The sequence below is a fragment of the Bradyrhizobium sp. Leo170 genome (assembly GCF_004296405.1).
Lineage (GTDB): Bacteria > Pseudomonadota > Alphaproteobacteria > Rhizobiales > Xanthobacteraceae > Bradyrhizobium.
On sequence record NZ_PSRR01000664.1, the window covers coordinates 1 to 1,850 of the forward strand.

The following is a 1,850-nucleotide window of genomic DNA, read 5'->3' on the forward strand; positions in this document are numbered from 1 at the left end:
TGCACCGTCAGCTTGCCGGCTTGCGCGTCCTGTTCCACCGGCTCGAGCAGAAAAGCCCCGACAATCTCAGCCCGGCGCTACGCCTGCATGCCGCAAAGCTCGCACAGCGGCTCGACGGCCTCGACCACGATATCACCGAGCTGCGCGAACGCAGCCGGCTGCTCGAGGAGGAGCTTCGCTTCAAGCTGGAGGAGGAGAGCAACCGGCACCTGCACGCGCTGTCGGTCGTGACCATGATGTTGCTGCCGCCGACGCTGGTCACCGGCATCTTCGGCATGAACACCAAGGGGCTGCCGCTCACCGACGTCGACAGCGGCTTCCTGTGGGCTGCGGTGCTGTTGATCGGCGCCTCCGGCCTTGCCTACCTGATCATGCGTCGCCTGGGCATCGTCAAATAACGGGCTGCGGTATCATTGCATGTACCGAGTGCTCATCCGCGCGGTCACGGCATTCGCGGCGATCACCGCCGTTGCCCTCGCAGCCGCCCGCGCGGCAGATCAGCCCGACGGCAGCAACAAGGACCTGCGCGACAGGCTGGCGGATGCCGGCTACCAGTTCAGCCTGACCTATATCGGCGAGGGGCTCGCCAACGTCTCCGGCGGCATGCGTACCGGCGCCATCTATACCGGGCGTCTCGACCTTGGCGCCACCATTGACCTTGAAAAGGTGATGGGCTGGACCGGCGCCACCTTCCACGCCAACATGTTCCAGATCCATGGTGACGGCCTGTCGCGCAGCTATATCGGCAATCTGATGCTGGTCTCCGGCGTCGAGGCGCTTTCCGCGACACGGCTCTATGAGCTTTGGATCGAGCAGCAACTGCTCGGCGGCAAGCTTGCCGTCCGCGTCGGGCAGCAGGCTTCGGACGTCGAATTTATCGATAGCCAATACGACGACATTTTCATCAACTCCGCGTTGGGCTGGCCGGGCATCACCGGCATCAATTTGCCGGGCGGCGGCCCGTCACCGCCGCTTGCCGTCCCCGGCATCCGCATCAAGGCGGCGCTCTCGGACCGGATCACGGCCTATCTCGCATTGTTCGACGGCAGCGCGGCGCCGCCGGACGCGGACGACTCGCAGATCGCCAATGCCAACGGTCTTCTGTTCCGCGTCAACGATCCGCCGTGGTGGATCGGCCAGCTCAAGTACAAGTTCGAGATTGGCGAGAGCCGGCTGCCGGCGACGATCACCGGCGGCGGCTGGTATCACATGATGTCGTTTCCCGATCAGCGCTTCTCGGCCGACGGCCTGTCGCTCGCCGATCCCAACAGCTCCGGCGATCCGGCATGGTGGCGCCGGAACCAGGGATTGTTCATGGTCTATGAGCAGCAATTGGCGCGCGCCGCACCAGGTTCGGACAAGGGCGTCGCATTCTTCATGCGGGCCTCGGTGAGTCCGTCCGATCGCAATCTGATCAGCACCTATGTCGACGGCGGCTTCCTGCTCACCGGTTTCAGCGATGCCCTTCCGAACGACAGGTTCGGCATCGCTGCGACCTACGCCAGGATATCCGACCGCGCCCGTGCCTTCGACCGCGACACCCAGTTCTTCACCGGCACGCCATACCCGATCCGCGACTACGAGGCGATCTTCGAGGTCACCTATCAGCATGAGGTCCGGCCCGGCTTCCTGCTGCAGCCGGTGTTTCAATATATCGCGCATCCCGGTGGCGGCGCGGTCGACCCCTACGATCCCACGCAGACGCATCGCATCAAGGATGGCGTGATGGTCGGCGTGCGCACGACCATCGTGTATTAGCGGAGGCGCGCCGCAATTTGTAGGGTGGGCAAAGCGCAGCGTGCCCACCATCCACGTTCGGTGCAAGGAAAGGTGGGCACGCTGCGCTTTGC

At 64.4% G+C, this 1,850-nt stretch carries 2 protein-coding genes; both read left to right on the plus strand.

Annotation, left to right across the window (positions count from 1 at the left end):
- The coding region (locus CWO89_RS43790; RefSeq protein ID WP_283813592.1) for a CorA family divalent cation transporter at positions 1–398 on the plus strand (398 nt) is incomplete at its 5' end.
- A gap of 19 nt (positions 399–417) precedes the next feature.
- On the plus strand, positions 418–1,758 hold the full coding sequence (locus CWO89_RS43795; protein ID WP_130584334.1) for a carbohydrate porin: 1,341 nt from the start codon (positions 418–420) through the stop codon (positions 1,756–1,758).
- Positions 1,759–1,850 lie beyond the last annotated feature (92 nt).

Bases quoted from the DNA above. Each gene is read 5' to 3' on its own strand.
- CWO89_RS43795 (WP_130584334.1), top strand. From the start codon at position 418: ATGTACCGAGTGCTCATCCGCGCGGTCACGGCATTCGCGGCGATCACC.